The sequence below is a fragment of the Sulfurimonas sp. genome, assembly GCF_014859695.1.
Lineage (GTDB): Bacteria > Campylobacterota > Campylobacteria > Campylobacterales > Sulfurimonadaceae > Sulfurimonas.
Map to the genome: position 1 here is coordinate 113,902 of NZ_JACUTS010000001.1, position 25,489 is coordinate 139,390.

At 37.7% G+C, this 25,489-nt stretch carries 27 protein-coding genes; 17 read left to right on the forward strand and 10 right to left on the reverse strand.

The genetic code is table 11. The features are described 5' to 3' along the window. Window positions 1–73: 73 nt before the first annotated feature. On the forward strand, window positions 74–1,471 hold the full coding sequence (locus IBX42_RS00580; protein WP_294927199.1) for an MBL fold metallo-hydrolase: 1,398 nt from the start codon (window positions 74–76) through the stop codon (window positions 1,469–1,471). Between the two features lie 6 nt (window positions 1,472–1,477). Here IBX42_RS00580 and IBX42_RS00585 read toward each other — a convergent pair whose 3' ends face one another. After that, a complete protein-coding gene (locus tag IBX42_RS00585) occupies window positions 1,478–1,795 on the reverse strand; it encodes a hypothetical protein (RefSeq protein ID WP_294927202.1) in 318 nt (105 codons plus the stop codon). Between the two features lie 7 nt (window positions 1,796–1,802). Continuing rightward, window positions 1,803–2,630 (reverse strand): universal stress protein, encoded by an 828-nt coding sequence (locus IBX42_RS00590; RefSeq protein WP_294927205.1) that lies wholly within the window; start codon window positions 2,628–2,630, stop codon window positions 1,803–1,805. A gap of 249 nt (window positions 2,631–2,879) precedes the next feature. On the opposite strand from IBX42_RS00590, the gene htpG reads away from it, so the two are divergent. Together htpG and IBX42_RS00600 are read left to right on the forward strand one after the other, a co-directional pair. Next, window positions 2,880–4,772, forward strand: a complete 1,893-nt coding sequence (gene htpG, locus IBX42_RS00595; RefSeq protein ID WP_294927207.1) for a molecular chaperone HtpG — start codon at window positions 2,880–2,882, stop codon at window positions 4,770–4,772. 102 nt (window positions 4,773–4,874) lie between these two features. Then, window positions 4,875–5,381, forward strand: coding sequence for a hypothetical protein (locus IBX42_RS00600; RefSeq protein WP_294927209.1), 507 nt, complete (start codon window positions 4,875–4,877; stop codon window positions 5,379–5,381). 6 nt (window positions 5,382–5,387) lie between these two features. On the opposite strand, the gene IBX42_RS00605 is transcribed toward IBX42_RS00600, so the two are convergent. Genes IBX42_RS00605 through IBX42_RS00615 form a run of 3 tightly spaced genes read right to left on the reverse strand, consistent with a single transcriptional unit; the run spans window position 5,388 to window position 6,215 of the window. Next, window positions 5,388–5,555: a hypothetical protein gene (locus IBX42_RS00605; RefSeq protein WP_294927212.1), complete on the reverse strand. Its 168-nt coding sequence runs from the start codon at window positions 5,553–5,555 to the stop codon at window positions 5,388–5,390. An 8-nt stretch (window positions 5,556–5,563) separates the two neighbouring features. Continuing rightward, window positions 5,564–5,872: a hypothetical protein gene (locus IBX42_RS00610; protein WP_294927215.1), complete on the reverse strand. Its 309-nt coding sequence runs from the start codon at window positions 5,870–5,872 to the stop codon at window positions 5,564–5,566. Window positions 5,873–5,924: 52 nt separating this feature from the next. Next, complete coding sequence (locus IBX42_RS00615) at window positions 5,925–6,215, reverse strand: DUF3817 domain-containing protein (protein WP_294927218.1); 291 nt, start codon at window positions 6,213–6,215, stop codon at window positions 5,925–5,927. 146 nt (window positions 6,216–6,361) lie between these two features. On the opposite strand from IBX42_RS00615, the gene IBX42_RS00620 reads away from it, so the two are divergent. From IBX42_RS00620 to IBX42_RS00630, 3 genes are read left to right on the forward strand one after another with little or no spacing between them, the layout of a single operon-like run. Further along, on the forward strand, window positions 6,362–6,595 hold the full coding sequence (locus IBX42_RS00620; RefSeq protein WP_294927221.1) for an OadG family transporter subunit: 234 nt from the start codon (window positions 6,362–6,364) through the stop codon (window positions 6,593–6,595). A gap of 8 nt (window positions 6,596–6,603) precedes the next feature. Next, a complete protein-coding gene (locus tag IBX42_RS00625; protein ID WP_294927224.1) occupies window positions 6,604–8,400 on the forward strand; it encodes a biotin/lipoyl-containing protein in 1,797 nt (598 codons plus the stop codon). Window positions 8,401–8,405: 5 nt separating this feature from the next. Continuing rightward, window positions 8,406–9,740 carry a sodium ion-translocating decarboxylase subunit beta gene (locus IBX42_RS00630; RefSeq protein WP_294927227.1) on the forward strand — a complete coding sequence of 445 codons (1,335 nt, stop codon included), beginning with the start codon at window positions 8,406–8,408 and terminating at the stop codon, window positions 9,738–9,740. Here the strand turns inward: IBX42_RS00630 and IBX42_RS00635 are convergent. The 3 genes from IBX42_RS00635 to IBX42_RS00645 are packed head-to-tail and all read right to left on the reverse strand — an operon-like array spanning window position 9,733 to window position 13,681. Continuing rightward, a complete protein-coding gene (locus IBX42_RS00635) occupies window positions 9,733–11,139 on the reverse strand; it encodes a HAMP domain-containing sensor histidine kinase (protein WP_294927230.1) in 1,407 nt (468 codons plus the stop codon). The two genes, IBX42_RS00630 and IBX42_RS00635, sit on opposite strands and share 8 nt — an antisense overlap. A gap of 9 nt (window positions 11,140–11,148) precedes the next feature. After that, on the reverse strand, window positions 11,149–12,684 hold the full coding sequence (locus IBX42_RS00640; RefSeq protein ID WP_294927233.1) for a response regulator: 1,536 nt from the start codon (window positions 12,682–12,684) through the stop codon (window positions 11,149–11,151). A gap of 46 nt (window positions 12,685–12,730) precedes the next feature. After that, window positions 12,731–13,681, reverse strand: a complete 951-nt coding sequence (locus IBX42_RS00645; protein WP_294927236.1) for a chemotaxis protein — start codon at window positions 13,679–13,681, stop codon at window positions 12,731–12,733. A 131-nt stretch (window positions 13,682–13,812) separates the two neighbouring features. Between IBX42_RS00645 and IBX42_RS00650 the strand changes: the two genes are divergently transcribed. The 5 genes from IBX42_RS00650 to IBX42_RS00670 are packed head-to-tail and all read left to right on the forward strand — an operon-like array spanning window position 13,813 to window position 19,685. Further along, on the forward strand, window positions 13,813–14,610 hold the full coding sequence (locus IBX42_RS00650) for an HlyD family efflux transporter periplasmic adaptor subunit (protein ID WP_294927239.1): 798 nt from the start codon (window positions 13,813–13,815) through the stop codon (window positions 14,608–14,610). Further along, window positions 14,603–16,339: a molybdopterin-dependent oxidoreductase gene (locus IBX42_RS00655; RefSeq protein ID WP_294927242.1), complete on the forward strand. Its 1,737-nt coding sequence runs from the start codon at window positions 14,603–14,605 to the stop codon at window positions 16,337–16,339. Before IBX42_RS00650 ends, IBX42_RS00655 begins: the two co-directional genes overlap by 8 nt. Beyond that, window positions 16,336–17,520 (forward strand): aspartate aminotransferase family protein, encoded by a 1,185-nt coding sequence (locus tag IBX42_RS00660; protein WP_294927245.1) that lies wholly within the window; start codon window positions 16,336–16,338, stop codon window positions 17,518–17,520. The genes IBX42_RS00655 and IBX42_RS00660 overlap by 4 nt, the downstream gene beginning before the upstream one ends. Then, window positions 17,477–18,691 (forward strand): TolC family protein, encoded by a 1,215-nt coding sequence (locus IBX42_RS00665; RefSeq protein WP_294927248.1) that lies wholly within the window; start codon window positions 17,477–17,479, stop codon window positions 18,689–18,691. The genes IBX42_RS00660 and IBX42_RS00665 overlap by 44 nt, the downstream gene beginning before the upstream one ends. Further along, entirely contained in the window at window positions 18,684–19,685 is a 1,002-nt protein-coding gene (locus IBX42_RS00670; RefSeq protein WP_294927251.1) for an SAM-dependent methyltransferase, read from the forward strand. The genes IBX42_RS00665 and IBX42_RS00670 overlap by 8 nt, the downstream gene beginning before the upstream one ends. Window positions 19,686–19,716: 31 nt before the next feature. On the opposite strand, the gene IBX42_RS00675 is transcribed toward IBX42_RS00670, so the two are convergent. Next, window positions 19,717–20,799, reverse strand: coding sequence for a type IV pilus twitching motility protein PilT (locus IBX42_RS00675; protein ID WP_294927254.1), 1,083 nt, complete (start codon window positions 20,797–20,799; stop codon window positions 19,717–19,719). 55 nt (window positions 20,800–20,854) lie between these two features. Beyond that, entirely contained in the window at window positions 20,855–21,145 is a 291-nt protein-coding gene (gatC, locus tag IBX42_RS00680) for an Asp-tRNA(Asn)/Glu-tRNA(Gln) amidotransferase subunit GatC (protein ID WP_294927257.1), read from the reverse strand. 144 nt (window positions 21,146–21,289) lie between these two features. Between gatC and IBX42_RS00685 the strand changes: the two genes are divergently transcribed. The 6 genes from IBX42_RS00685 to IBX42_RS00710 all read left to right on the forward strand — a co-directional run bounded on the left by IBX42_RS00685 (window position 21,290) and on the right by IBX42_RS00710 (window position 25,480). Next, complete coding sequence (locus IBX42_RS00685) at window positions 21,290–21,877, forward strand: hypothetical protein (RefSeq protein WP_294927259.1); 588 nt, start codon at window positions 21,290–21,292, stop codon at window positions 21,875–21,877. Between the two features lie 4 nt (window positions 21,878–21,881). Continuing rightward, complete coding sequence (locus IBX42_RS00690) at window positions 21,882–22,877, forward strand: hypothetical protein (RefSeq protein WP_294927262.1); 996 nt, start codon at window positions 21,882–21,884, stop codon at window positions 22,875–22,877. A 3-nt stretch (window positions 22,878–22,880) separates the two neighbouring features. Further along, window positions 22,881–23,708: a tyrosine-type recombinase/integrase gene (locus tag IBX42_RS00695; RefSeq protein WP_294927265.1), complete on the forward strand. Its 828-nt coding sequence runs from the start codon at window positions 22,881–22,883 to the stop codon at window positions 23,706–23,708. After that, the gene (locus tag IBX42_RS00700; protein WP_294927268.1) at window positions 23,705–24,178 is read left to right on the forward strand and encodes an HD domain-containing protein; all 474 of its coding nucleotides are present in this window, start codon (window positions 23,705–23,707) and stop codon (window positions 24,176–24,178) included. The genes IBX42_RS00695 and IBX42_RS00700 overlap by 4 nt, the downstream gene beginning before the upstream one ends. A 75-nt stretch (window positions 24,179–24,253) precedes the next feature. Further along, the gene (locus IBX42_RS00705; protein ID WP_294927271.1) at window positions 24,254–24,760 is read left to right on the forward strand and encodes a hypothetical protein; all 507 of its coding nucleotides are present in this window, start codon (window positions 24,254–24,256) and stop codon (window positions 24,758–24,760) included. A gap of 6 nt (window positions 24,761–24,766) precedes the next feature. After that, window positions 24,767–25,480, forward strand: a complete 714-nt coding sequence (locus IBX42_RS00710) for a sulfite exporter TauE/SafE family protein (protein WP_294927274.1) — start codon at window positions 24,767–24,769, stop codon at window positions 25,478–25,480. Window positions 25,481–25,489 lie beyond the last annotated feature (9 nt).

Consider the following 25,489-nt stretch of genomic DNA (forward strand, 5'->3'; position numbering starts at 1 on the left):
AATTATAGTATAAGTTTCATAATAGATAAGTTTGAATATAATCTATTACATTTAATACAGATAGGGATAAATTATGGCAACAGTAACATCTTACGGAGCAGCCCAAACGGTAACAGGTTCGTGTCATCTGCTTAAAATAGGCTCTATAAAAATTTTAATAGATTGCGGAATGTTTCAGGGAAACGGGGGAAGTAAAAAAAACTATGAGCCGTTTGGTTTTGATGCTTCGGATATACATTATCTTATTTTGACACATGCGCATCTTGATCACATCGGAAGAGTTCCCAAACTCTTTAAAGAGGGGTTTAACGGTAGAATTATCGCAACGAAGGCTACTCGTGATATTGCAAAAATTATGCTCTTAGACAGTGCCGGAATTTTGCTGGAGGAGTATAAGACTATAAGCAGAAAAGCTCGAAGACGCGGTGAAGAGGAGAGTGTCCTAGAGCCACTTTATACAAAAGATGACGTAAAAGAGGTGTTTTCTAAAAAGTGGTGTACGCTGGAATATTATGAGGAGCATAAATTAAAGCAGCACATAAAAGTCTCTTTTGGAAATGCCGGTCATATTATGGGAAGCGCTTTTGCTATGATTGATTTTCATGAGGAGAATCAGTATAAACGTGTTGTCTTCTCGGGTGATCTCGGCTCCCCGGAGAGGCTTATAATTGATGAGCACGACAAACTTTATGAGGCGGATGCGCTTTTTATTGAGTCTACGTACGGAGACCGCAGACACAAACCGCTAGATCAGAGCGTAGAGGAGTTTAAAGAGGCGGTTATCTCTACTCTAAAAGATAACGGCACTGTTTTGATACCATCTTTTGCGCTAGAGAGAACGCAGGAGATACTTTGGCTTCTTCATGAAATGCACGACAATGGAGAGTTGCCGAAATGCCGTATTTTTCTGGACAGCCCGCTTGCCATAAAAGCGACAAGGCTTTACAATAAGTATCCGGTGCACTTAAGCGATGAGCTTGAATACTCATCAGGAAAAGGCAAAGACCCGTTTTCGTTTGCCTGGCTTGAAACAACAACTACAAGAGACCAATCCATGACTATAAACAGAGTAAAAGAGCGCTCCATTATCATAGCAGGAAGCGGCATGTGCAATGGTGGACGCATAATGCACCATCTAAAACATAAACTTTGGAACTCTAGAAATTCAGTCATATTTGTAGGCTTTCAGGTTAAAGGAACACTGGGAAGAAGCATAGTAGATGGAGAAAAAAGCGTCAAAATCTATGGTGAAGATATAGTGGTAAAAGCTAAGACCTACACAATTAACGGTTTTTCCGCACATGCAGACCAAAAGGAGCTCATTGATTGGATACGCCCAATTGAGAATCTAAAAAAACTATATCTAATCCATGGTGAGAGAGAGAAGATGGAGATATTTGCAGAGGCGATAAAAGAAGATCTCGGTCATGAGAGTCATATTATGGAATTTGGAACTTCCATAACTCTTTAGACTCAGCTAGAGACTCTCATGAGTTTCATAGCAGAGCTCTTTTGCACTAAACCAATCGGCTATCTCTTTATCGTTGTATTGGTACTCTCTTTGAGATGGAGGGATTACGCTGTTTCGTAGTTTTGAGCGAATAATCCCCATAAGAATAAAAGCAAGAACCAGAGTCGGCAGCGCTATAAAAAAATCATAAAAGTACCACGCACTCAAAGTTGCCGTAGCCGCTCCATATTGCAAAAAGAGCCTCAATAGTAGCGATATTGCTCTACACTTCTTTGAATGAAGTAGAGGAGTCGGCTCTCTTAGCTCAATAAACTCTTCTTGCATAGTCGGCTTATTTTAAAACAAAAACATCAACGGCTGAATTTTCTAAAATATCAAAAGCAAAAAAACTTACGTTTTGTGTTGCATGGATAGCAAGCAAATCATGCCCAATATGGGAAACTTCTTCTTCAAACTGTTTTGCATTTAAAGAACTGTTGATAGCAGATGCCGTAATCTTAATCTCTTTTGGAAGGGCTAAAGATTTTAAAAATGTGTCAATATTTTTTTTGCTCTGTTTTTCTACCGACTCATTGTACTCTTTAACATCTTCTTCATCAAATCCATATGTACTTATTCTATTGTCAAGCGGAAGATAGTAGAGATTTATAAGATTAATATTTGAGTTTGGAAAAAATTCTGCAATTTTTTTGATGGCACTGGCAGATTCGTCTGAGAGGTCTGTTAATACCAAAATATTTTTATACTCTATCTCATGATCAATCTTCATAACTAAAACAGGAGTTTGAGCGTGTTTGATAATCTCTTTTGTATGTGATCCCATAAGAAGATCGCTCAAAAAGTGTGTTTCGCCGCTATTTCCCATGATAATTACGTCAGCGTTTAGAATTTTTGCACTGTTTGATACTTCAACTTTTATTTTACCGCTTACACAGTGATAATTCTCTTTTTTAATAACGCTGAAATTTTTGATAAGCTCGTTAAAACCACGCTCTTTAATGGAGTCTAAATCTATTTTTTTTGAAAAGAACGAACTCTCAACTACATGTACGACATGAAGCTCACCGTTCATCTTTTGCGTAAAATCAAGCGCCTTTGCTAAAACTGCATAACTGCTTTTTGAAAAGTCAATTGCGACCAATGCTGTGAACTTTTTCATAATATCTCCAACTTTAAATAATATTTTGTAGTTTTATTTCAAATATAGAAATAAAATCTATCGCTAAAACATTATTATATCTAAGTTTTTGTATGTTGTAAAAATATAATAAGTATTCAGTGTACTCTTTTTAGTTTAAACACTAAGTAGTATTTAGTGTAGTAGACTCAAGATAGTTGATATGATTTGCATTTATTAACTTTTTTTGATAATATTGCTTTGAAATTTTAACTTTAAAGGATTCAAAAGATGGCAAAACATCAGTTTCAAACAGAAGCAAATCAAATACTAAATCTTATGATACACTCACTCTACTCAAACAAAGAGATATTTTTGCGTGAGTTGGTCTCAAATGCGTCAGACGCGCTTGATAAGTTAAACATGCTTGTTCTAACAGACACTGCTTATAAAGGCGTGACATTTACACCGCGCATTGATATTATTGCAAATAAAGAGGCAAAAACTTTGACAATCAAAGACAGCGGTATCGGCATGAATGAAGAGGATTTGATGAACAACCTCGGAACTATCGCAAAATCAGGAACAAAAGCCTTTTTGGAAAATTTAACAGGTGATCAAAAGAGAGACTCTAACCTCATAGGACAGTTCGGCGTTGGTTTTTACTCATGTTTTATGGTTGCACACAAAGTTGAAGTAACTACAAAAAAAGCAGCTCAAGAGAAAGCCTATAAGTGGACAAGCATGGGTGATGGAGAGTTTGAGATAGAAGACGCAACCATGGATGGGCATGGCACAGAGATTGTAATGTACCTTAATGATGATGAGGATGAATTTTTAGAGAGCTATAGAGTTGAGAGCATCATTAAAAAATACTCAAACCACATTCCATTTCCTATTTTTATGGATAAAGAGAAGTACATCCCTGCTAAAAAAGATGATGATGGCAAAGAGATTGAGCCTTCAAGAAATGAGATAGAGAATGTTCAAATCAACCGCGCAAATGCACTTTGGACAATCTCAAAAAGCGAGATTAAAGATGAAGAGTACAAAGATTTTTACAGCTCAATCGCGCACTCTTCAGAAGAGCCTCTTGCATGGATGCACCATAGGGCAGAGGGGGCAATAGAGTATACGACACTCTTTTACATCCCAAGTAAGGCGCCGATGGATATGTACAGAGTTGACTATCAAACGGGTATAAAACTCTACATAAACCGTGTGTTTATTACGGATGATGAAAAAGAGCTTATGCCGACATATATGAGATTTCTGCGTGGTGTAATAGACTCTAAAGATCTGCCGCTTAATGTCTCAAGAGAGATTTTACAGTCAAATGCTGTTATGGCAAAAATAAAAAATGCTTCAGTTAAAAAAGTTCTCTCAGAGCTTGCTAAAATGGCTAAAAATGATAAAGAGAAGTATGATAAATTTTTTAAAGAGTTTGGAAATGTACTAAAAGAGGGACTCTATAGCGATTACGGAAATCGTGAGAAGATTTTGGAGCTTATGAAGTTCAATACCCTAAACTCCGGTGAGATGGTAATGTTTGAAGATTTCTTGAAAAATGTAGATGAAGAGAAAAAAGAGATCTATTTCATCACCGGCAAAACCTCACTTTCAATGCTAAAAAATTCACCGGCACTAGAGAGATTTAAAACTCGCAATATTGATGTTTTGGTACTTAATGAAGAGGTAGACACGATTATATTTCCGATGGTAACAGAGTACAAAGAGTACAAATTTGTGCATGTAAATGATGCCAAATTCCAAGAGAGTGAAGAGGAGAAGAAGACAGAACAAGAGAGTGCTAAAGAGTTTGAAGGATTGATTAAAGAGCTTAAAGAGTCTCTTGGTGAGAGCGTAAAATCTGTTGAAGTAACTTTTGATTTGGTAGATTCTCCTGTAAAACTGAAAATAGACAAGGAAGATCCTGCTTATATGATGGCTCAGATGATGCGTCAGATGGGACAAGGAACGGACGCTCCGGCTCCGGCTCCAATTTTACAGATAAACCCTAAGCATGAGTTGATTTTGAAGCTTAAAAACTCTGTTGACCAAAATCTCATCAGCGATGCAGCCCATGTCTTACTAGACCAGGCAAAGCTTTTTGAGGGCACTGAACTTGAAGATACTGCAGGCTTTATAAAAAGATTAAATAGAATTATAAGCAAGGCGATATAGAGCCTAGTTGTTGTGGGTGCTTTTGTAGCACTCGCAATCTATTTAAACCATTTTGCCAGAAGGCAGTACAATAATGAAAGAAAGTTATGATAATTTAAACTTATGAATAATGACCTAAAAGATAAAAGACGACCCGAGAATGTCGAACTTCGCCGCAGAATAGATAGGCTGATGCAAGAGGGTAGTACTTTCATTGAACAAAATTTTAAAGAGTTGGATATAACTGACTACCGTTATCAAATGAGCGAGGCTGTAGAGGAGTTGTGTTTAGACGATGATACTATTTATCAGCTTGTAGAAGATTACATTATACAGATACTGAAATCAAAAATAACCTTTTATGAATATATACATAAGCTAAAATTAGACAAGCTTGAAAATAGACCTCTATACTACACAGAGATTAGAAATTTAGCGCATAAAAATCTAGGAGTTGTGAGAAATCTAAGAATTAAAGATGCAGAGAAACTTCTTAAAATAATAATGGATGAAGGTGATCTGGATTATATGAGACTATGCGTTAAGGCTCTGGAGATAACTGCCATAAAACTTAACCCTCTTTGCGCTTATGAAACACTAAGGCTTATAGAGGTTAAAAACTCTCTTTAGCTTTTACTATTTTCTAAGAGATTTTGAAACCTCTTCAAGTATATTACTAGGCTTTTTTATAAGGGTTGGCTCCTCTTTTTGCGGAGGCAGGACAAAAGCAAGTAGTATAAAAACAAACGAAAAAATAATACCTGTCAATATGCTAAGAACTATCTTTAGTTTGAAATCACTCATAACTTATACTAATCCACTTTGTTGAGTCTGTTTGTGGTCATATAGACCCAGAACTCTTTGTGTGAGTATCCCTTGTTTAAAAAGAATATCTGTAAAACAGTAACTCTATATAAAGTTATTAACATTTTTGCATAGGGTATAAAAAGACTTAAGCTGACAAGAAGTGACTGCTCTTTATCTCCCTTTGATTTAATCATCTCCTGCATGCCTATATTTTTACTAAGATAAACTCCAAACATTATTGAGAAGACAAAATTTAATATAAGCCCAAATATAAGATATGCGACAAAATCTTGCTCATTTATTCCAGCGATCATAAATATATTCCTTCTAAATTTAGTAAAGTCATTCTAGCTAAAGAAAACTTTTTTATTCATAAGTTTTTATTTTAGCTTTGGTAAAAAATGTTCCAAATGGAACAAGCGAGGCGATGAAAAATAGTGTATTTTCTTTAAAGGACCACTTTGCTTCGTACCAAGCTTTTACTAAAAGCAGACAAAAAAGAATAAAAAGCACCCCATGAATCATACCGACAACTTTTACCGCCAAGGGGATGTCCAAAAAGTATTTCATAGGCATTGCAATAAACAAAAGTGCTAAATATGAGTAACCTTCTATTGAATTTATATGTCCGAATTTGACGACATTTTCATTTTTCATATCTACACCTATACTATTTTTTTATGAATTATATAATCAAAAGGTAACAATCTAGCTTTTTGTTGAAATTAAAAAAAGAGCAACAAGGCTTTTTAAACTTATATATAATACAATAAGCGCGAAATATGAAAAAGAGGTATATTGATATGGAAACTAACCTTGTAGTAGAGGGTTTAAAGTTTATGGGATTGGGAATGGGAGCTGTATTTTTGTTCCTCATTGTCTTGATTTTTTTGATGGGTATGATGTCAAAAATTGTGCATAAATTTTTCCCCGAAGTTCAGCCGAGTGCAGGCTCTTCATCATCAAGTGCTCAGAACAATCAAAAAAAAGTAGTTGCAGCAATAACGGCAGCGATTAAATTTCATAGAGAAAGTTAAGGATTAGTATGGCTAAAAAATTTATAGATATAATGGATACAACCTTTAGAGACGGCTTTCAGTCAGTTTTTGGCGGTCGTGTATTGATGAAGGATTTTTTTCCGGCGGTAGAAGCTGCAAAAACTGCGGGAATAACTCACTTTGAATTTGGCGGTGGCGCTAGGTTTCAATCCTTGTATTTCTATCTTAGAGAAGATGCATTTGAAATGATGGATCAGTTCCGCAAAATTGTAGGACCGGATGCAAATCTTCAAACTTTAGCGCGCGGCGTAAACACTGTAATGCTAGATACAGGCTCCAAAGAGCTAATCGATTTGCATGCAAAGATGTTCAAAAAACACGGTACGACGACTATCAGAAATTTTGATGCTCTTAACGATGTTGAAAACCTAAAATACTCAGGTGAGAGAATCGTGCATCATGGGCTAAAACATGAAATTGTTGTAACCATGATGGATCTTCCTCCAGGGTGCTACGGCGCTCACACCGTTGAATTTTACGAAAAAACACTACGTGAGATATTGGACAGCGGTATACCTTATAACAGCATCTGTTTTAAAGATGCATCCGGAACTTCAAACCCTCAAAAAGTTTTTGAAACTATTCAGATGGCTAGACGTTTAATCCCAGAGGGAACACATCTGAGACTTCACACTCATGAGACTGCAGGTGTTTCAGTAGCTGCATATATGGCTGCACTCGAAGCTGGAGTGGACGGAATAGACATGGCGGCAGCTCCAGTAAGCGGTGGAACAAGCCAACCAGATATTTTAACTATGCTTCATGCAACCAAAGGGATGGATTATGATCTTGGAGGGTTGGAGATAAATAAAATTCTAACTTATGAAAAAGAGCTTCAAAACTGTCTATCGGATTACTTTATGCCGCCTGAAGCGACAATGGTATCTCCTATAATCCCGTTTTCTCCTATGCCGGGGGGTGCACTTACGTCAAATACCCAGATGATGCGCGATAATAATATTTTGGATAGATTTCCTGAGGTTATAGCGGCAATGACAGAGGTTGTAGAAAAGGGTGGTTACGGTACATCTGTTACTCCTGTTTCTCAATTCTATTTTCAACAAGCGCTTAACAATGTTATGCAGGGTCCTTGGAATGCGATTGCTCCAGGTTATGGAAAAATGGTACTTGGATATTTTGGTAAAACACCTGTTGCACCGGATCCTGAAGTTGTAAGAATTGCATCTGAAAAGCTAGGTTTAGAACCTACTACAGAGAAGGCTCTTGATTTGGCAAACGCTGATGAGAGCAAATCTTTAAGCAACTGGATAAATAAGCTCAAAGAAGAAAATATTGAGATAACAGAAGAGAATATTTTCATAGCAGCTGCTTGTCATGAGAAGGGTATCGCTTTTCTCAAAGGAGAGGGCGAGTTAAATGTTCGTAAAATATCAGATATGAAAAAAGAAGAAGGAAGTTCAAAGATGGGTAATGGAAGCTATACTGTAGTGGTTGACGGTCAAAAATTTAGTGTTCAGGTCGCAGATGGTGATGTTGATATTCAGGTTACAGAGGTAAATGGAGAGAGTACGGCGCCTTCAACTCCTAAAGTAGTTACAACATCAGGTACTCAGTTGGATATAAAAGCTCTTTTACCAGGCAGCGTTTGGAAAATAGTCGCTAATCCGGGTCAGAGCGTCAACGAGGGCGATGTTATTATGATTTTAGAGTCTATGAAGATGGAGATAGATATCGTAGCGCCTAAAGGCGGCGTAATCAAATCCATCAATGTTGCTACTAACGATAAAGTGGTCGAAGGTCAAGTCGTAGCAGTGCTAGGATAATCTAGATGAAAAAAAATGTTATAAAAATTTTTACGCTATTTATGTTTTTTAGTTTTAGCTCTCTCTATGCCTCTGGTCCTGCTGCAGATGCTTTTTCACATGAAGCAAGTACTAAAAAAGTTGAAACATATCAAACTCAGTCATTTAGTGAAATGATTGATGGTTTTATAAACTCTACCGGTGTTAAAGCTTTTATGAGTCCAAATCTGGATGAGCTAAGCTCTCATGGCGAAAAAATGAGTGACTTTCACAAGTCTTGGGGCAGAATTATCATGATACTCATCGCATTTCTGCTCTTTTATCTTGCTATTGCAAAGGGTTTTGAGCCTCTGCTTCTTTTGCCGATAGGATTTGGTGGGCTTTTGGCAAACATTCCTGTTGCAGGAATTGCAGGACCGGACGGATTTTTAGGTATTATGTATGAGATGGGCTTGGCAAATCAGTTTTTCCCTATTCTTATATTTATGGGTGTTGGAGCTATGACTGATTTTGGACCGCTCCTTTCAAACCCAAAAACCGCACTTCTTGGAGGTGCTGCACAGTTTGGGATATTTGGAACACTGGTTGGAGCAGTTGCTCTCGCGCAATATACATCTATCTTTGACTTTACGCTTCAGCAAGCCTCTGCAATCTCGATTATCGGCGGAGCTGACGGTCCAACCTCTATCTTTATTGCATCAAAACTTGCCCCTGAACTACTTGGTGCTATTGCAGTTGCTTCATACTCATATATGGCAATGGTTCCTATAATCCAGCCTCCGATTATGAAAGCACTTACTACCGATGCCGAGAGAAGAATCAAGATGAGTACTCTTCGTCATGTCTCTCGTTTGGAGAAGTTGGTTTTCCCAATTATGGTTTTAGTGCTTGCCATCTTGGTTCTTCCTGATGCTACGCCTCTTATCGGTGCGTTTATGTTTGGTAACTTTCTTAAAGAGAGTGGTGTTGTAGATAGACTCTCGGATACAATGCAAAATGCGCTTATCAATATAGTAACTATTTTCTTGGGACTTGCCGTTGGTTCAAAATTGGCAGCGGATCAGTTTTTGGTTGCAGATACTTTAGCAATTCTAGCACTTGGTGTTGTAGCATTCTCTGCAGGAACAGCTGCGGGTGTTATTATGGCTAAGATTATGAACCTCTTTCCTGGAAACAAGATAAATCCGCTTATCGGTTCCGCAGGTGTTTCTGCAGTTCCTATGGCGGCTCGCGTATCTAACAAAGTAGGTATGGAGTATGACCGCTCAAATATGCTTCTAATGCATGCAATGGGTCCAAATGTTGCAGGTGTTATCGGCTCAGCTGTTGCTGCGGGTATTCTTATCTCGTTATTTAGTTAAACTCAGGCGCATCGGCTACTCTTTTGCCGGTGTGTTCTGAGCTAAGCGGCAGTCTAATGGTAAACCTTGCACCATACTTGCCGTTTTCAACGCTTAGCTTCCCCTTGCAATGCTCCTCAACTATTATTTTTGACATATAAAGACCAAGCCCTGTCCCGTCTTTAGATTTTTTAGTGGTAAAGTACGGCTCAAAAATTCTATTTATAATCTCGGTAGAGATGCCTCCAGCATTATCTTCAATAACTATCTCTGCATAACCGTCATTTTTGCTTCCTTCAATATAGATAGTTGGATTTTGAATCTCCTTCTCTACCAATACATCTTCGGCATTTTTCATTATGTTCAGAAGCACCTGTTTGATTTCAGACACATAGGTGTTGACAAAAACAGCATCATCTATGTTATTTTTAAATTCTATTTTTTTTGCCTCCAGAGTTGGAGCGATAATCTTAAAACTGCTCTCTACTATCTCTTTTATATCCTCATTTTGAAGTTCTTTATTGGGTTTGAAAAAATTTCTAAAATCATCTATTGTTGAAGAGAGATGTTGTGCCAGTTCATCAATGGACTCCAGCTCTTTTTGGAAAAAATCGGCATCGTAGTTCTCCATCATAACATCAAGCGAGAGAGTTCCTGATATTGTAGATATGGATGATAAAGGCTGGCGCCACTGGTGGGCAATCATGCTAACCATCTCTCCCATAGTTGCAAGTCTTGACTGATGAATTACTTGAAGGGCCTTCTCTTTGTTTTTTGCCACTTCTGCATTAATGCGCTCTTGAAGATCTCTGTTGATATCTTCAAGTTCTTTACTCTTTTCTTTTATCTCTTCTTCTGCTGGAATAAATATAAAAATAGCTTGAGCTATTAATAGAGCCACTAAGAGTACAAAAAGAATGATTTTTATGATTAAGATATATTTTATCTTATCTTCATTCTCCTTTTGGACTTTTGAAATATAGCTGTCTATATTATTTAGCAATTTTTCATACTGCTCTCTTATCAGAAAGTCGATCTCTGAACCTTTCTCTTTGTCCCAGTTTCGCTCTCCTTTTTCAAAAAAATCTACAAAGGAGTCTGCAAGTTTAAAAAACTCTTTTTTGCTCTCTTGCTCAAAAATATATCCTCTGCTTTCTAAAAGAGTGTCAATTTCTTTAAACTCTGCTGTAGCTTCTTTAAGTTTTTCTGCTTGAGCATAGCTATAGTGATGATAAACCTCATTTGTATAAAAAAGAATTTTTCCAGAGAGCATTCGCTCTTTTCCAAGGAGATTGATATCTTCAAAAGAGTGAGAGTTGTTCTGAATTAAAAAAACAGTTGTAAAAGTGGAGATTACCGCATATAACCCGGTTAACAAGAGAGCTAGAATATATTTACTTTTACGTGTTAATTTTTTCATTTTTAACTCTTATATAATAAAGTTTAAACCGCTTTGGGAGTTCACATCTATCGATTTAAATTCACGGATAAGCTCTATTTGACGCCTGGAGAGGTACTCTCTAATGTCGTTTAGATTTTTTTGCAGAAGTTCATAAAGAACTACGATGTTATAGTCGCGCTTGTTCTCTTCTATCCTGTAAACGCTTCCTAGGGTGCTTAGCGTTAAGAGTCTGCCTTTTAGCTTTAGGCTTATTACTACTTTGATTTTTGTGCCGATTTCTATTCCGGCAGGAAGTGCGTCCGTCTTTAATTTTGCAGAGACCTCAGAGATATCCATGACGCTTGATTCGCCCGGGAATTTTATATTTTTAAAGTAGAGCGAGCACCCATGGTCTGCATCGGGCTCAAGGCGGGTGTATTTTCTATCTACAATGCTTCTCGATACAAACGAGATATCATCTATGACTATTGTCTGGTTATCGGAGTCAAGACTCTTTACTGATTTGCAAACAACATCTTTTGGAAATATCTCCGAAGTGATTGTCATATATCTGGTTATTTGTACAATCTTTAGTTGCGTATTTACCGTTTTGAGCGCAAAGCTTTCCTCATTTATATCTGTTATAACAGCAGGATTGACTATTGTGAGCCCTTTGTAGAAGTTGTGTATTTTTACCTCTGAAGAGTTGTCTTTGACGACCTGCAGAAGAGTTAAAATAGCCATCTTATCTTTTGAGTTCTCATCATCTCTTGATGCGTTTGCATCAAAAAGAGACATAAGGTTTAGCTCTGTTACATCGTCAAAGGAGAGGATAAAGTGATCCTCTTTTTCAGGTATATTTCTTAGTTTGAGTATAAGGTGTCTCTTTTCACCTTTATGGTTTTGCATCTTTGTGTGGTAAAGTTTGCCTTGATTTTTGATTGCGGTATTAATCCACGACGATGAAGGGGTGGTGTACAGAAACTCTTTATGTTCAAGCAGGAGTTCGTTGATGTCACTATATTTTTCGTTAAACTCATCTATACTTTGGACTCCAAAAAATTCGTCAAAACGTCTGTTTACGAGAACAAATCTGTTTTTATGCATCATAATGACAATATTATTTTGATAGTTGAAGATATTTTGCAGTTGGGTTAAGAAAATACGGCTGTTTTCCTCTTTATGTATAGAGAGTACAGCATCGTGAAGAGCCTTTATGAGTTCGGGAGCTTTGGTGGGCTTGTGCAAGTAAGAGAAAATACCTAGTTTAATAGCCGTATATAGATGCTTTTTCTCATCATATGCAGAGAGAATTATAATTTTACAATCAGGCTCTATGTCTTTAATCTTTTTTGTCATCTTAAAGCCGTTCATGCCGGGCATATTTACGTCCGTAATAACAATTTTGGGTCTATATTTTAAGAACTGAGCATAGCCCTCTTCTCCGTCATGCGCAATGTACACACTCTTAAATACTCTTAAAAGAAGTGTCTCTACATTTTTTGAAAGACCTAAGTTGTCCTCTACGTATAAAACCCCGATATTGCTCGATAGCGCTTTTATCGTCTCTATCATCTCTTTCATGCTTGTGTCCCTTGTTCCCCAGAAAAGCGAATTTAAAAAATAAAGATTAGCTGTTTTTCTTATTCATAACTTCTACGATTAGCGGTATGATATTTTGACTTTTTGTTTTATCTATAAAGCCGTCAGCACCTAAGACTTCAGCCTCTCTTTTATTGTTTGCACCTGTCATGGAGCTGTTAACAATAACAGGTATATTTTTTGTTTTTGAAGAGTTTTTGAGTAGTTTGACAACAGTAAATCCGGACATTTCCGGCATCTCAATATCGGTGATTACCGCAGGTATTTTTGAGGCATCATCCCCAAGTGAATTTATATAATCAACAAGAAGTTTTCCATTTTCAAAGAGCTTTATGGATATGTTTGCATTTTTAAAAATCTGTTTTAGATGTTTTTGAGCTGTTTTTGAGTCCTCTGCTATTAAAACCGTGCCGTTTTTAAGTTTGGCTGGAATCTCTAGGTCTTTTAGATTTGCAGGCGATTCAAGCACGTTTACCATAGCCTGAGGTATGACGTCCGCTAAAAGTTTTTCATAGTCCAAAACAAGGCACAGACTTCCGTCTTCTAGTCTTGTGTCGTTGATAACCACGTTATTTTCACCCATTCTGTAGCTCTCTGGAGCGTGCATCTCGTTCCAGTTCTTCTTTATAACTCTGTATGCAGACATAATTCTAAGCCCTATTACTATACCGTTGAAGTCGCAAACAAGTATGTTTGACTTGCTAATCTCCTCTTTTGTAAGTATTGTTCCAAGCCAAAGCGGGAGGTTTAGTATGGGAATCTGCATTCCGCGAAGAACTATTGTGCCCTCTAGCATTCTGTGAGATGAGGGAATCTGCGTGATAAAGTGATTTTTTGACTCCACTACCTCGCGTGTTTTAAAAACATTGATAGCATAGTGTGCAGCATTAGACTTATTATTGATTCTAAATACCAAAAGTTGTAATTCATTATTTTTTGCCAGGTTTGTGGCAGCGTCGACATTTTCTAAAACGGACATTTAAAGCCTTTGAAATATACTTTTATAAGTAGTAGATAGTACCAAAATTATGATGAAATATGCTTGAATGTTAATAATGAAATGGTAAAATGTGCTTAATTAATCAAGGGCAACCTTGTAAAAGGTGTTGAATGAAAATTTTTACTCTACTTGCTCTGTTTCTTACCCTCACACACGCAAAAATCTACTACGCAAAAGTTGAGCCTTACGAGATAAGAGACATATCCGCAAATGTTTCAGGTCTTGTTTTGAGTGCAGACGATGCTTTAGTTGGAACTTTGCTCACATCTAAGCCATATATAAAGATTGACTCTGAGGTTGATGAGAAGGAGTTGAGGCTTATAAGAGAGAAGCTTATGTATATAAAAAACTCTCTGGAGATGAGTGAAGCTGTTTTGGTAAATCTGGAAGATTCCCTTGTGAAAAAAAGAGAGAACTATAGAAAAATAGAGCCATTGAAGTTTAAGTCTTCGGTTGAGAAAGATAGAGAGTTTTACGACCTCATTACAAGTGAAAATCTCTACCTAAACACGAGAAAAGAAGTTCAGAACTTAAAGGTTCAGATATCTGATTTGAGGCTTAGAGAGGTTCAGCTTGAGAGAAGCATCAAAGATAAAAACTTGGTCGCAGATGGTTTTGTGCTTTATATGATGCTCGTAAAACCGGGTCAAGTTGTAGGAGTTGCCGCTCCGCTGGCAAAAATCGCAGATACTTCCAAGGCACTTCTTAGCATATACTTGGATGAAGAGGATGTGTTGGATGCAAAAAAAAGAGCTGTTTATATTGACGGTGAAAAAACATCTTATAGCGTCTCAAGGCTTTTAAGTATTGCAGATAGTAAAAATATATCTAAATATCTGGCTCAGATAGTTATAGATTCGCCAAAACTCTTCTCTAAGCTTGTAAAAGTAGAACTAAAAAATGAGTAGTGCTACCGCATGCCCGCTTGATTGTTACGATGCTTGTGAAATCGTCTATGAAGAGGGGAAGTTAAAGGGTCTGAAAGAGGGACATACACAGGGTTTTTTATGTCCCCATATGAATCATTATGAAAAATACAAGACCATTGAAAAGCCGCGATACAGAGGCAAAGAGATAACCCTTGAAGAGGCTCTTTTAAAACTAAAAGAGATGATTGCCTCATGCGATAAAAGCGAAGTCCTTCACTACCGCGGAAGCGGAAATTTTGCTTTGATGCAAGAGGTTACCGATCATTTTTTTGCTTCTTACGGAGCCGTTTTGACGGAGGGAACTCTTTGTGATGGAGCAGGTGAAGCGGGGATAATCGAGGGAAGAGGCAGCAATAAAAACATGCCAATTGGCGAAGTGGCAAAGTCTGAGGTTGTAATATTTTGGGGCAGAAACCCTCATACGACATCCAGCCATCTTCTGCCTCTTATAAAAGATAAAAAGATTATTGTTATAGACCCAATCAGGACTAAAATTGCAAAGAGTGCAGATCTATATCTTCAGATAAAGCCAAACACTGACCTCTTTTTAGCGATGCTGCTTAGTCGTTTTTTGCATATAGAAAACGGATGCGACGAAGAGTTTTTGGATGCACATGCAACTGATTATGAAGAGTACTATGAGTTAACGCAAAACATCAGGATAAAATCTGTTTTGGATCAGATAGGCGTATCTTTGGGGCAGCTTGGAGATATTTTAGCTATGGTAAAAGATAAAAGAGTTGCTATAGTGTGCGGTGTAGGAATTCAAAAGTACAGAGACGGCGTTGATGTTATGAGAGCTATTGACGCATTTGCCGCAATGCTTGGTCTTTTTGGCAAAGAGGGGTGCGGTGTAAGCTACCTTGGTGCCTCAAGAGAGGGCATAGAGTCGCCGTTTAACAAAAAGGCAAAAAAAATCTCAAAAGTGGATACGGCGTTTGCAGATTTTAAAACCGTTTTCATCCAAGGAGCAAATCCCCTCTCACAGATGCCAGATTCCCAAAGGGTAAGAGAGTCGATTGGCAAGGTTGAAAATGTTGTCTACTTCGGGCTTTATGAGAATGAGACGAGTGAAGTAGCCGATCTGATTATTCCTGCGAAAAGTTTTTTATACAAAGACGATGTCAGAACCTCCTATTCGCATAACGTTATGTCATTTATGCCAAAAGTTGCACAGAGTGACATCGGAATAAGCGAGTATGATTTAGCGTCTTATCTATGTAAAGAGTTTGGTGCTACACTTGAGAGTGAAGAGTTTTACCTAAAGCATTTTAAAAATTTTGCAGTTCAAAAGATTGATGGTCTATGGTATGTCGAAAAGAGAGAGGATGTGCCGTATAAAAACGGTTTTGATACAAAGACGAAAGAGTTTGTTTTTCAGGATGAGTTTGATGCTAAAGTTGATGAAGAGCAGAGCGGTTTTTATCTCATTACCTCCAAGAGTCCGACGAGTCTAAACTCTCAGTTTAACAGAGATGAGAAGGTCTACTTACACAGCTCTTTGGGGTTTGGTGAAGGGGAGATGGTAGTGATATCTTCAGAATCGGGCAGCGTTGCGCTTAAAGTAAAACATAATGATGATTTGCGAGATGATTGTGTTTTGATATACAGCGGGACAAGAGGCGTTAATAATTTAACAACTTCAAAACATGCACTCTACACAAAGAGTGCTATATTTCAAGAAAATAGGGTGGAGATAAAAAGATGAGCAATATAATGGATTTGGATAAAAAGTACGTTCTGCCGACGTACGCAAGAGCAGATGTTGAGTTTGTAAGGGGCAGCAATGCAAAGCTGTTTGACTCAGAGGGCAAAAAGTATATAGATTTTGCTTCGGGAATAGCGGTGTGCAGCGTAGGGCATGCAAATAAAAGAGTCAATGACGCAATATGCAAACAGATCTCAAATATTACTCATACTTCAAACCTTTACTATATTGCTCCGCAGGCTCGTGCGGCGCAGAAGATAGTTGAAGCAAGCGGATACGACATGAAGTGCTTTTTTGGAAACAGCGGAGCCGAAGCAAATGAGGGCGCTATAAAGATAGCGAGAAAGTTCGGTGAAAAAGACGGTGAGGTTAAGAGATACAAGGTCATAACACTTCAACACTCTTTTCACGGAAGAACGATTACAACGGTAAAAGCGACCGGTCAAGAGAAGATGCATAGCTATTTTGGACCTTATCCTGACGGCTTTGTCTATGCCGATGATATAAATCATGTAGCATCTCTTGTGGATGAGCATACATGTGCGGTTATGATTGAACTTGTTCAGGGCGAGGGCGGTGTTCAGCCGCTTGATAGAGAGTCTGTTCAAAAACTTGCAGCATTTTTAAAAGAAAAAAATGTGCTTCTCATTGTCGATGAGGTGCAAACAGGCATTTACAGAACAGGAAAGTTTTTGGCGTCAAATTACTATGACATAGAGCCTGACGTTGTAACGCTTGCAAAGGGTCTTGGCGGCGGCGTTCCTATCGGTGTCGTTATGACTACTTTAAAAGAGGTTTTTAGTGCAGGAGATCACGGCTCTACATTCGGTGGAAACTTTTTAAGCACTACAGCCGCATGTGAGGTTGTGGATATTTTAAACGAGATGAACGAGAGTGGAGAGCTTCAAGAAAGCATAGATTACTTTGATAGTGAACTAGAGAAGTTTTATGCTGCCCATAAGGATGTTTTTACTTCAAAAGTTGGCATTGGAATGATGTGCGGATTGCGTGTTAGGGATGCAGACACACTTACTAAAATAGTCTCAAAAGCAAGAGAAGAGGGTGCTATAGTTTTAAAAGCTGGACGTGATACTCTTAGACTTTTGCCGGCACTTACAATCACGAAAGAGGAAACAGATGAAGGCTTTAAAGCTCTCAATCGCGCTCTTAACTCTTTGTAGTACGCTACTTGTTTCAGAGGAAGAGCTAGATAGCTACATCTCTGAAAATAAAAAAGAGCAGTTTAAGTATGACTATGAAAAAAATGAGGCGGAGAGTTCAAAGCTTCGCGACTCATGGATTGCGCCTCTGAATTTAAACTACAACTATTCAAAAAGCAATCCGTATGAAAATAAGCAGACTCAACAGAGTGCGGCGATTGTGATGGATCAGCCTATCTTTAAAAGCGGCGGAATCTACTATGGGATTCAGTTTGCAGAGGCTTCGAGGATTTACTCAAACAATTTTACAGATGTTACAAAAAGAAAGTTGGCAAAAGAGGCAGTCTCACTTTTGATCCAGATAAAACAGATGGATTTGAAGATAAGCAAGCAGAAGCTGCAGATTGAGAATTCAGAGATTAATCTTGCGCAGAAAAAAGAGGATTATCTAAACGGTCAGCTTGATTCCGGTTTTTTAGACAGCGCAATAATTGAGAGAAACATTGTTATCCAATCGCTCTATGACATAGAGACAAACAAAGAGAGAGTTATATCAAAGTTCAATGCCATTAGTGATATGGAATATGATAATGCTTTTGTGCCAGAGCTAAAACTAATAACTCAAGAGGAGTTTTTAGAGAATAATATGGTTTTAAGCATGTCTCAAAGCGAGATAAACAAAAACAGATACAATAAAAATATTACAGTATCAAAATATCTTCCTCAAATCAATTTTGTAGCTGGCTATAATTGGAAAGAGAGTCAAAATCAGCAATTTACACCAGACTCACCAGCAATATCCAACGAAACTGATTACTATAACTATGGTATTAGAGCAACGTTGCCTCTTGATATAAACATTTTTAGAGATGTAGAGTCTTCAAAAATAGATTATTTAAAATCTGTGATTGTAATTGAGGATAAAAAACGAGAGCAAAAAGCAATCTTTGAACAAGTTATGCAAAATATAGATAATTTTGAGAAGAAAAAACAGCTGAGTGTTGAAAATAGAGATATATATGAGAAACTGCTAGAAGATACAAAAGCGCTCTTCAATGCCGGATATAAAACTCAGTATGATGTAGAGCTTTTACAAAACTCTGTGGAGATTCAAAAGATTGACGTAGAGATATATGAGATGGATAAACAGCTTGAGCTTCTGACACTTTATGAGATGTATAAAAATGATTAGAGATAGTAGATTTAGCGACTATATGTCGGAGTGGCTCTACGGCGAAGATGGCTACTACGCGACATACAAAGATATAGGCAAGGGCGGAGATTTTTACACCTCCGTCAGTACAAGCAAATTTTTCGGCGGAACTATCGCAAAGCATATTATCTCTTTGGTCGATGAGGGCTTTTTGGCGCAAGATGCGACAATATGCGAGATAGGCGCGCATCACGGCTATTTTTTGGCGGATGTTATAGAGTTTATCTACACACTGCGTCCTAAACTTTTAGAGAGCTTCAACTTTGTAATTATTGAGAGATTTGAGACACTTCAAGAGTTTCAAAAAAATTACTTTAATGAGAGTTTCGGAGATGCCGTTAAACTAACTCACTACAAATCACTAAACGAGCTGAAGTGTGAAAATGCCTTTTTTATAGCAAATGAGATATTTGACGCATTCCCATGTGAGCTCTACTATAAAGGTAAAAGTGCCAGAGTAGATACTCATGAAGTCATCTTTGACATGGATGATGAGTGGGTGGAGCAAAAAGCAAAAAAGTACCATAAAGACAGAGGCGAGATAGCCGTTGGTTACGAAGAGTTTGCTCATGAGATGGCTAGCGCGTGCGATAAGTTTGAGTTTATGAGTTTTGACTACGGAGAGATGCAGGCACGTCCCGATTTTTCGCTAAGAGTCTACTCAAAGCATGATGTTATCCCCTTTTTTGATGAAAATATAAAAAAAGATGAGCTATTTGCAAAGTCAGATCTTACATACGACGTGACGTTCGAACATGTAAAAGATGCTTATGAAAAGGCGGGAGTAGAGTTTATAGAGCTCAAAGCTCAGATGACAGCACTCGTGAATATGGGAATCTTAGAGCTTTTGGAGATTTTAAAAACAAAAGTGGATGAGAAGATCTACAAACAAGAGCTCGAGAAGGTAAAAATACTGATAATGCCCAATTTTCTTGGAGAAAGATTTAAAATGATACGCTTTAGAAAGAGTTGAAAACAAGAAGTGTCTAGCACTCCTTGTCTTTCTACATACTGTGAATTATCTTCATCAACTCTTCAGGTCTGTTTGAAGCTGTGATTGCGACCTCCTTTGAGATAACTTTTTTACGAAGCAGCACTAAGAGTTGGTCTGTCTGCGTTGTCATATTTGTCTCGTTCTGGTTTAGTTGCATTTGAGAATAGATCTGGTGAACTTTATCTTCTCTGATTAAGTTTTGAATAGCGGGATTTGCTATGAGAACTTCTTGCGTAGCAACTATTCCGCCTCCGATTCTAGGCATAAGAGATTGGGATATAACAGAAATAAGCGAAGACGCGAGCTGCGCTCTTACCTGCGCCTGTTCACCTGCATCAAAAACGTCAATAATACGGTTTATGGTTGCCGGTGCAGAGTTTGTATGAAGAGTTCCAAAAACTATGTGACCCGTCTCAGCGGCAGTAAGAGCAGCAGAAATAGTCTCTTTATCTCTCATCTCACCTACTAGAATAACATCTGGATCCTGTCTTAGTGCATATTTTAGTGCGGTAGCAAATGAACTTGTATCTGAGCCGACTTCTCTTTGTGAAAAGAGGGACTTAATGTTTGTATGAACAAACTCTACGGGGTCTTCGATGGTGATAATATGCTTGTTTACCGTAAGATTAATCTCATGAAGCATAGAAGCCAGAGTTGTAGACTTACCGCTTCCGGTAGGACCAGTTACGAGGATTAGCCCTTTTTCTCTCTTTACGAGCTCTTTAAAGATTGGGTTGTTGTTAAACTTCTCAAGCGGCGGAATATCGATAGGAATCATACGAAACGCACATGCAATACCCGCAATGGTTCTATAGTAGTTTGCACGAAAACGTCCGACATTCTCTAACTCAAAAGAGAAGTCAAGCTCATTTTTCTCTTCAAATATTTTCTTCTGCTTATCTTCAATAAGAGCATAAGCCATCTCTTCTATCTCTTTGGCGTGTAATATAGGAAGGTTAAGAGGTTTCAGCGACTTGTCAATTCTGATTTGCGGTTCACTTCCGGGAACAAGGTGCAAGTCTGAAGAGTCAAAGTGCAAAACACTCTTGAGCAGTTTTTTAATATCTATTGGTTTTTTAGTATCATCACTCATAACAGGTTTCCTTTGGTTTTATTAAATTTTACTATAATAGTACAAAAAAGCTACGTTAATCAATTATCTTTGGAACAATAAAAAAGCCATCATCGCTAAGAGGCGAATTTTTAAGTATGCTCTCGTTTATCTCCGCATTACAATACGCAATATCCTCTCTTAAAAGTGTTGCATCATCGCTCATCGCAAATTTAGCATCGACACCATCAGTATCTAATTCACTTAAATTATCTACAAAGCTTACGAATTCAGAGAGTTGATTTATGATCTCTTCTCTTTTATCATCAGAGACTTTTAAAAACGATAGTTTTTCGAGCCTCTCTAACAGTTTGTCATCTACTTGCATCCAGTCATCCTCTACTATTATGGGCTTAGTATCTGCCCTTTTGTAGATTGTAGCAAAAAAAATCTATCTATTTGATGAAACTTTAACAAACTATGCGATATTATTTTGAACTTTTGGAAAATTGTTAATTAAAAAGGAATATTTTTGAGCTTAAAAGAGAATATAAACATGGTAAAAGAGGAGTTAAACTCCGAAGAGAAGTTTTTTGAAAAAGCGGTCATGACTGAGAAGTTTGTAAAAAAATATAAAAACATTATGATAGCTTCAGTTGTTGCAATAGTTCTGGTAGTAGGAGCAAATATCGCATATAACATAAATGAAGAGGGTAAGGTTTCAGCTGCAAATGCGGTGCTTTTGAAGTTACAGTCAGACCCGAGTGACGCCGCTGCCCTTTCAGAGCTTAAAAAATTAAGTCCAAACCTACATGACGTATGGCTATACTCACAAGCTATAGCCAACAGTGATATTGAGCTGCTTAAGGGCTTGAAGAGCTCAGATGCCATGATTATAACTGATTTGGCAAAGTATGAATTGGCACAGGATGCTGCTTCTCTTGAAGAGTATGCATCAAAACAAAATGCAATATACAGAGACCTTGCACTGGTAAAGAGTGCGGTAATGCTACTGAATGAAAACAAGGCGGATAAAGCAAGAGCGGTTCTCTCAAAAGTCTCAGCAGAGTCATCTTTAAATGAGTTGGTATCTGTTCTTAAGCATTATGGAGTGAATTAATATTTTGAAAATTTTACATATAGCAATAATTGCATCTTTACTATTTGCTTTTAGCGCATGTAGCTCCAAAGAGGTTTTTAAACCTGCGGAGGTCAAAGATGATTGGGAGTATTGCGGAGGCAGTGACGTAACTATCGAAGGAGTCGCCTCTGAAGCGGCACTCGTAGAGGATAGAAAGGTTCTGGCAAAAGGCAGAGTCCTTGATGTTATAATTCCCGAGGATCAAAAGCTTTTGGGTTACAGCGACGGGTGGGTAATGAGCGCGGACATCGACGGCAATCTAACACTTCAATACGCTACCGATAACAAAATGGTTGAGAAGTTTAATTTAAAAAGAACGATAGCAACGGCAGGCATAAAAGATGACCTTCTAGCAGTTCTTTTTGCAAGCAATGAGATGGCACTTTACTCCATAGCCGATAAATCACTTCTGTTAAAAGAGCAGGGCGATGCCCCGATAGTGGTAAATTCAAAGATTGTAAAACCTTCTATAAAGGATGATTTAGTTCTCTTCTCAACACTTGATGGAAAAGTAGTTATTATAAACTCACAAACCAAGAAAAAGTTAAGAACGGTAATCGTGAGTTCCGAAGAGCACTTTAACAATATTATATATTTCAATCTTTTAGACAACAAAATCATTGCCGCTACAGGACACAAAATACTCTCTCTGGGAGAAAAAGAGATCAGAACTGATTTTGACATAAGAGATGTTGTCTCTGATGATAAAAATATCTATATAGCAACAAAGCAGGGCGAGATAATATCCCTAAATTCAGATCTGCAAAAAAATGCGTCGGCAAAGTTTCCATTTGCACACTTCTTAGGAATGATAGTTCACAATCAGAAGCTGTACGCTTTAGAAAAAGAGGGCTATATAATAGAGCTTTCAAAAGATTTATCTGAGCATGCCGTTTATGAAGTAAGCATAGATGATGGATATGTCTATATTGATGGAAAAATTTTCTTTGTGGGCGATGAGTATATCTCGGTAGAGTAAGCGATGTCAAATGAGCTAGAGGCTTTTATAGAGTATATAAGTGTTATAAAGGCTCTTAGTAAAAAGAGTGTTGAGGCGTACAGAAGCGACTTAAATGCTCTTGAAGAGACTCTTGGCAAGCCGCTTATAGCGCTAGACTCCGCGCTGCTCTTTAGCGCTCTTGGTGTATACAAAAACAAAAGAACGCTCAATCGAAAACTCTCTTCGGTAAACGCCTTTTTCGATTTTTGCTATAAAAACCGATTTTCAGATGAAAAAACTAAACTAAAATTCTCAAAAATACCAAAACTTCTTCCAAAATTTCTCTCATTTGCCGAGATTCAAAACGGGTTAACTCTTATAGACAGAACCACTCTTAGCGGAGTTCGGGATTATGCGCTGATTCTTTTTTTATACGCTACGGGCACAAGGATAAGCGAATGTCTGGCTCTAAAAAGAGAGGATATTGAGGGCGAGTGGCTTCGCGTCAGGCATGCAAAAGGCGAGAGGGAGCGTATGGTTCCCATAGCAAAAGTTGCCATTAAAGCCCTGCAGAGTTACTTGGATGAGAAGAAAAGAGATGACGGATTTGTCTGGTCCAACTACAAGGGCGGGAGACTTAGCCGTATATCTGCATATAAAACCACTCAAAAATATTTGGGAGTATCACCGCATATTTTGCGTCACTCCTATGCTACTTCACTAATATCAGGGGGAGCAGATTTGCGTGTAGTTCAGGAACTCTTGGGACATGCCTCTCTTTTAACCACGCAAATATATACGCATATTCAGAAACAAGATCTCAAAGAGACTGTTGAAGTGTGTCACCCGATGGCAAGGGAGAGCTTATGAACAGAGTAAAAAACAGTTTTTTCTCCAGAGCTTTTTGGGAGTCGCTTTTTTTCGTGCAAAACAAGTGGCATCAGCATGGAGTTTTACTCCATACGCTTCGTGTTTTATACTATATCTTAAAAGATGGAGAGTTTAGGTTTTTTGCAGCCGGAGTTCTTCACGATATAGGCAAGCCGATTTGTGCTTATAAAAAGGATGATGAGGATGCAGAGTTCGGCGAGTATAGCTTTAGCGACCACGAAGAGAGAAGCTACGAAATAATCAAAAATTGGTCCTTTATAAGTGAGTATACGAAGCGGATAGTGCGCTATCACTATCTTATAAGAGATATTAAAAAAAGCAAAGAAGAAGATATGCCAAGATATGAGAGAAAGAAAAAGATCTGGGATAGTCTGGATTTAGATCTGAAAAAAGATTTGGAAAAATTTTTGTTCTATGATGACTTGGGTAAAGGAAAAAAAAGAAGATGAGCTTCCCTTTAAAATTAGCACAAATGTAACAAAAAGAGTGTAAAATTTATTTTTATTTAAGATAGAAGGCTTGTGATGAAAAAAATTATCCCTTTATATTTAGTTTTGATGTTAGTTGTGTTAATTGTAATAATCTTTTTTTCTTTGGGTGTATCCAAGAAAATGGTTGTCGTGAAAGATGGAAATATCAAACAGATTCCAATTGAAATGCAAGTCGGAGTATATCAAGATGCTGATTGCGGTATGGTTATTGATGAGCTAAAAGACGCCTCTCAGGTTATTATAAAAAGCGGAAAGAGTTGGTTTTTTCATGACCACGGCGGATTTGTTAAATGGCTCGAAGATAAAGAGTTTAGAGATAGTGCAAAAATCTGGGTGATGAGCAGAGACACAAAGAAATGGATAGACGCTAGAGAGGCTTTTTACTCACAAACTGATGAAACTCCGATGAGGTACGGTTTTGGTGCTTATGAAAAAAGAGAAGAAAAGTTTATCGATTTTGATACAATGCGTCTGAGAGTTTTAAGAGGCGAGACCTTGCAAAATCCTGCGATTAGAAAACAACTTTTAGGAAAACAGTAAAAGAGAATGGAAACGGTAAATATCTTAAGCATTATAAGCATCGCTTTTTTGGGTTCGTTTGGACACTGCATTGGGATGTGCGGCGGCATTGTTTTAGCATATTCGACCATAAAAATTGACCCTAAAAGCTCAAAAGTCTCACAATCCACGGCGCATCTGCTCTACTCGTTTGGAAGGGTTTTTACCTACTCTATTTTGGGTGCGATTTTTGGGACACTTGGCGGTGTTGTGACCTTTAGCAATACGGCAAATGGCATATTGCTTATTGTCGCAGGTATAGCTATGGTCTTGGCAGGTCTCTCTTTAATGGGCAAGATTAAGTTTCTTACCCTCATTGAACACTCATTTTCATCATCACCGTTCTATAAAGATATGTTTAAAAGAGTTTTAAACTCCAAATCAAATTTTAGCTTTTTTACTCTTGGCATGTTAAACGGTCTTTTGCCGTGTGGATTTGTCTACTTTTTCGCTATAACAGCGGCAAGTACGGCAAGCCCTCTTTATGGCGCTATGGTTATGGCAATATTTGGTCTAAGTACAATTCCTGCAATGTTTTCGCTTGGATTTTTGGCATCGCTCTCAAGTGCTACAAACTTTAGAAATATGATGATGAGTCTATCCTCTTTTGCGGTAATTGTTTATGGTATATATACTCTTTACGACGGGTATGACTATATTGTCAGAGCTGAAAAAACACTAACAGAGTGCCATAGTAAATAAATTTTATAT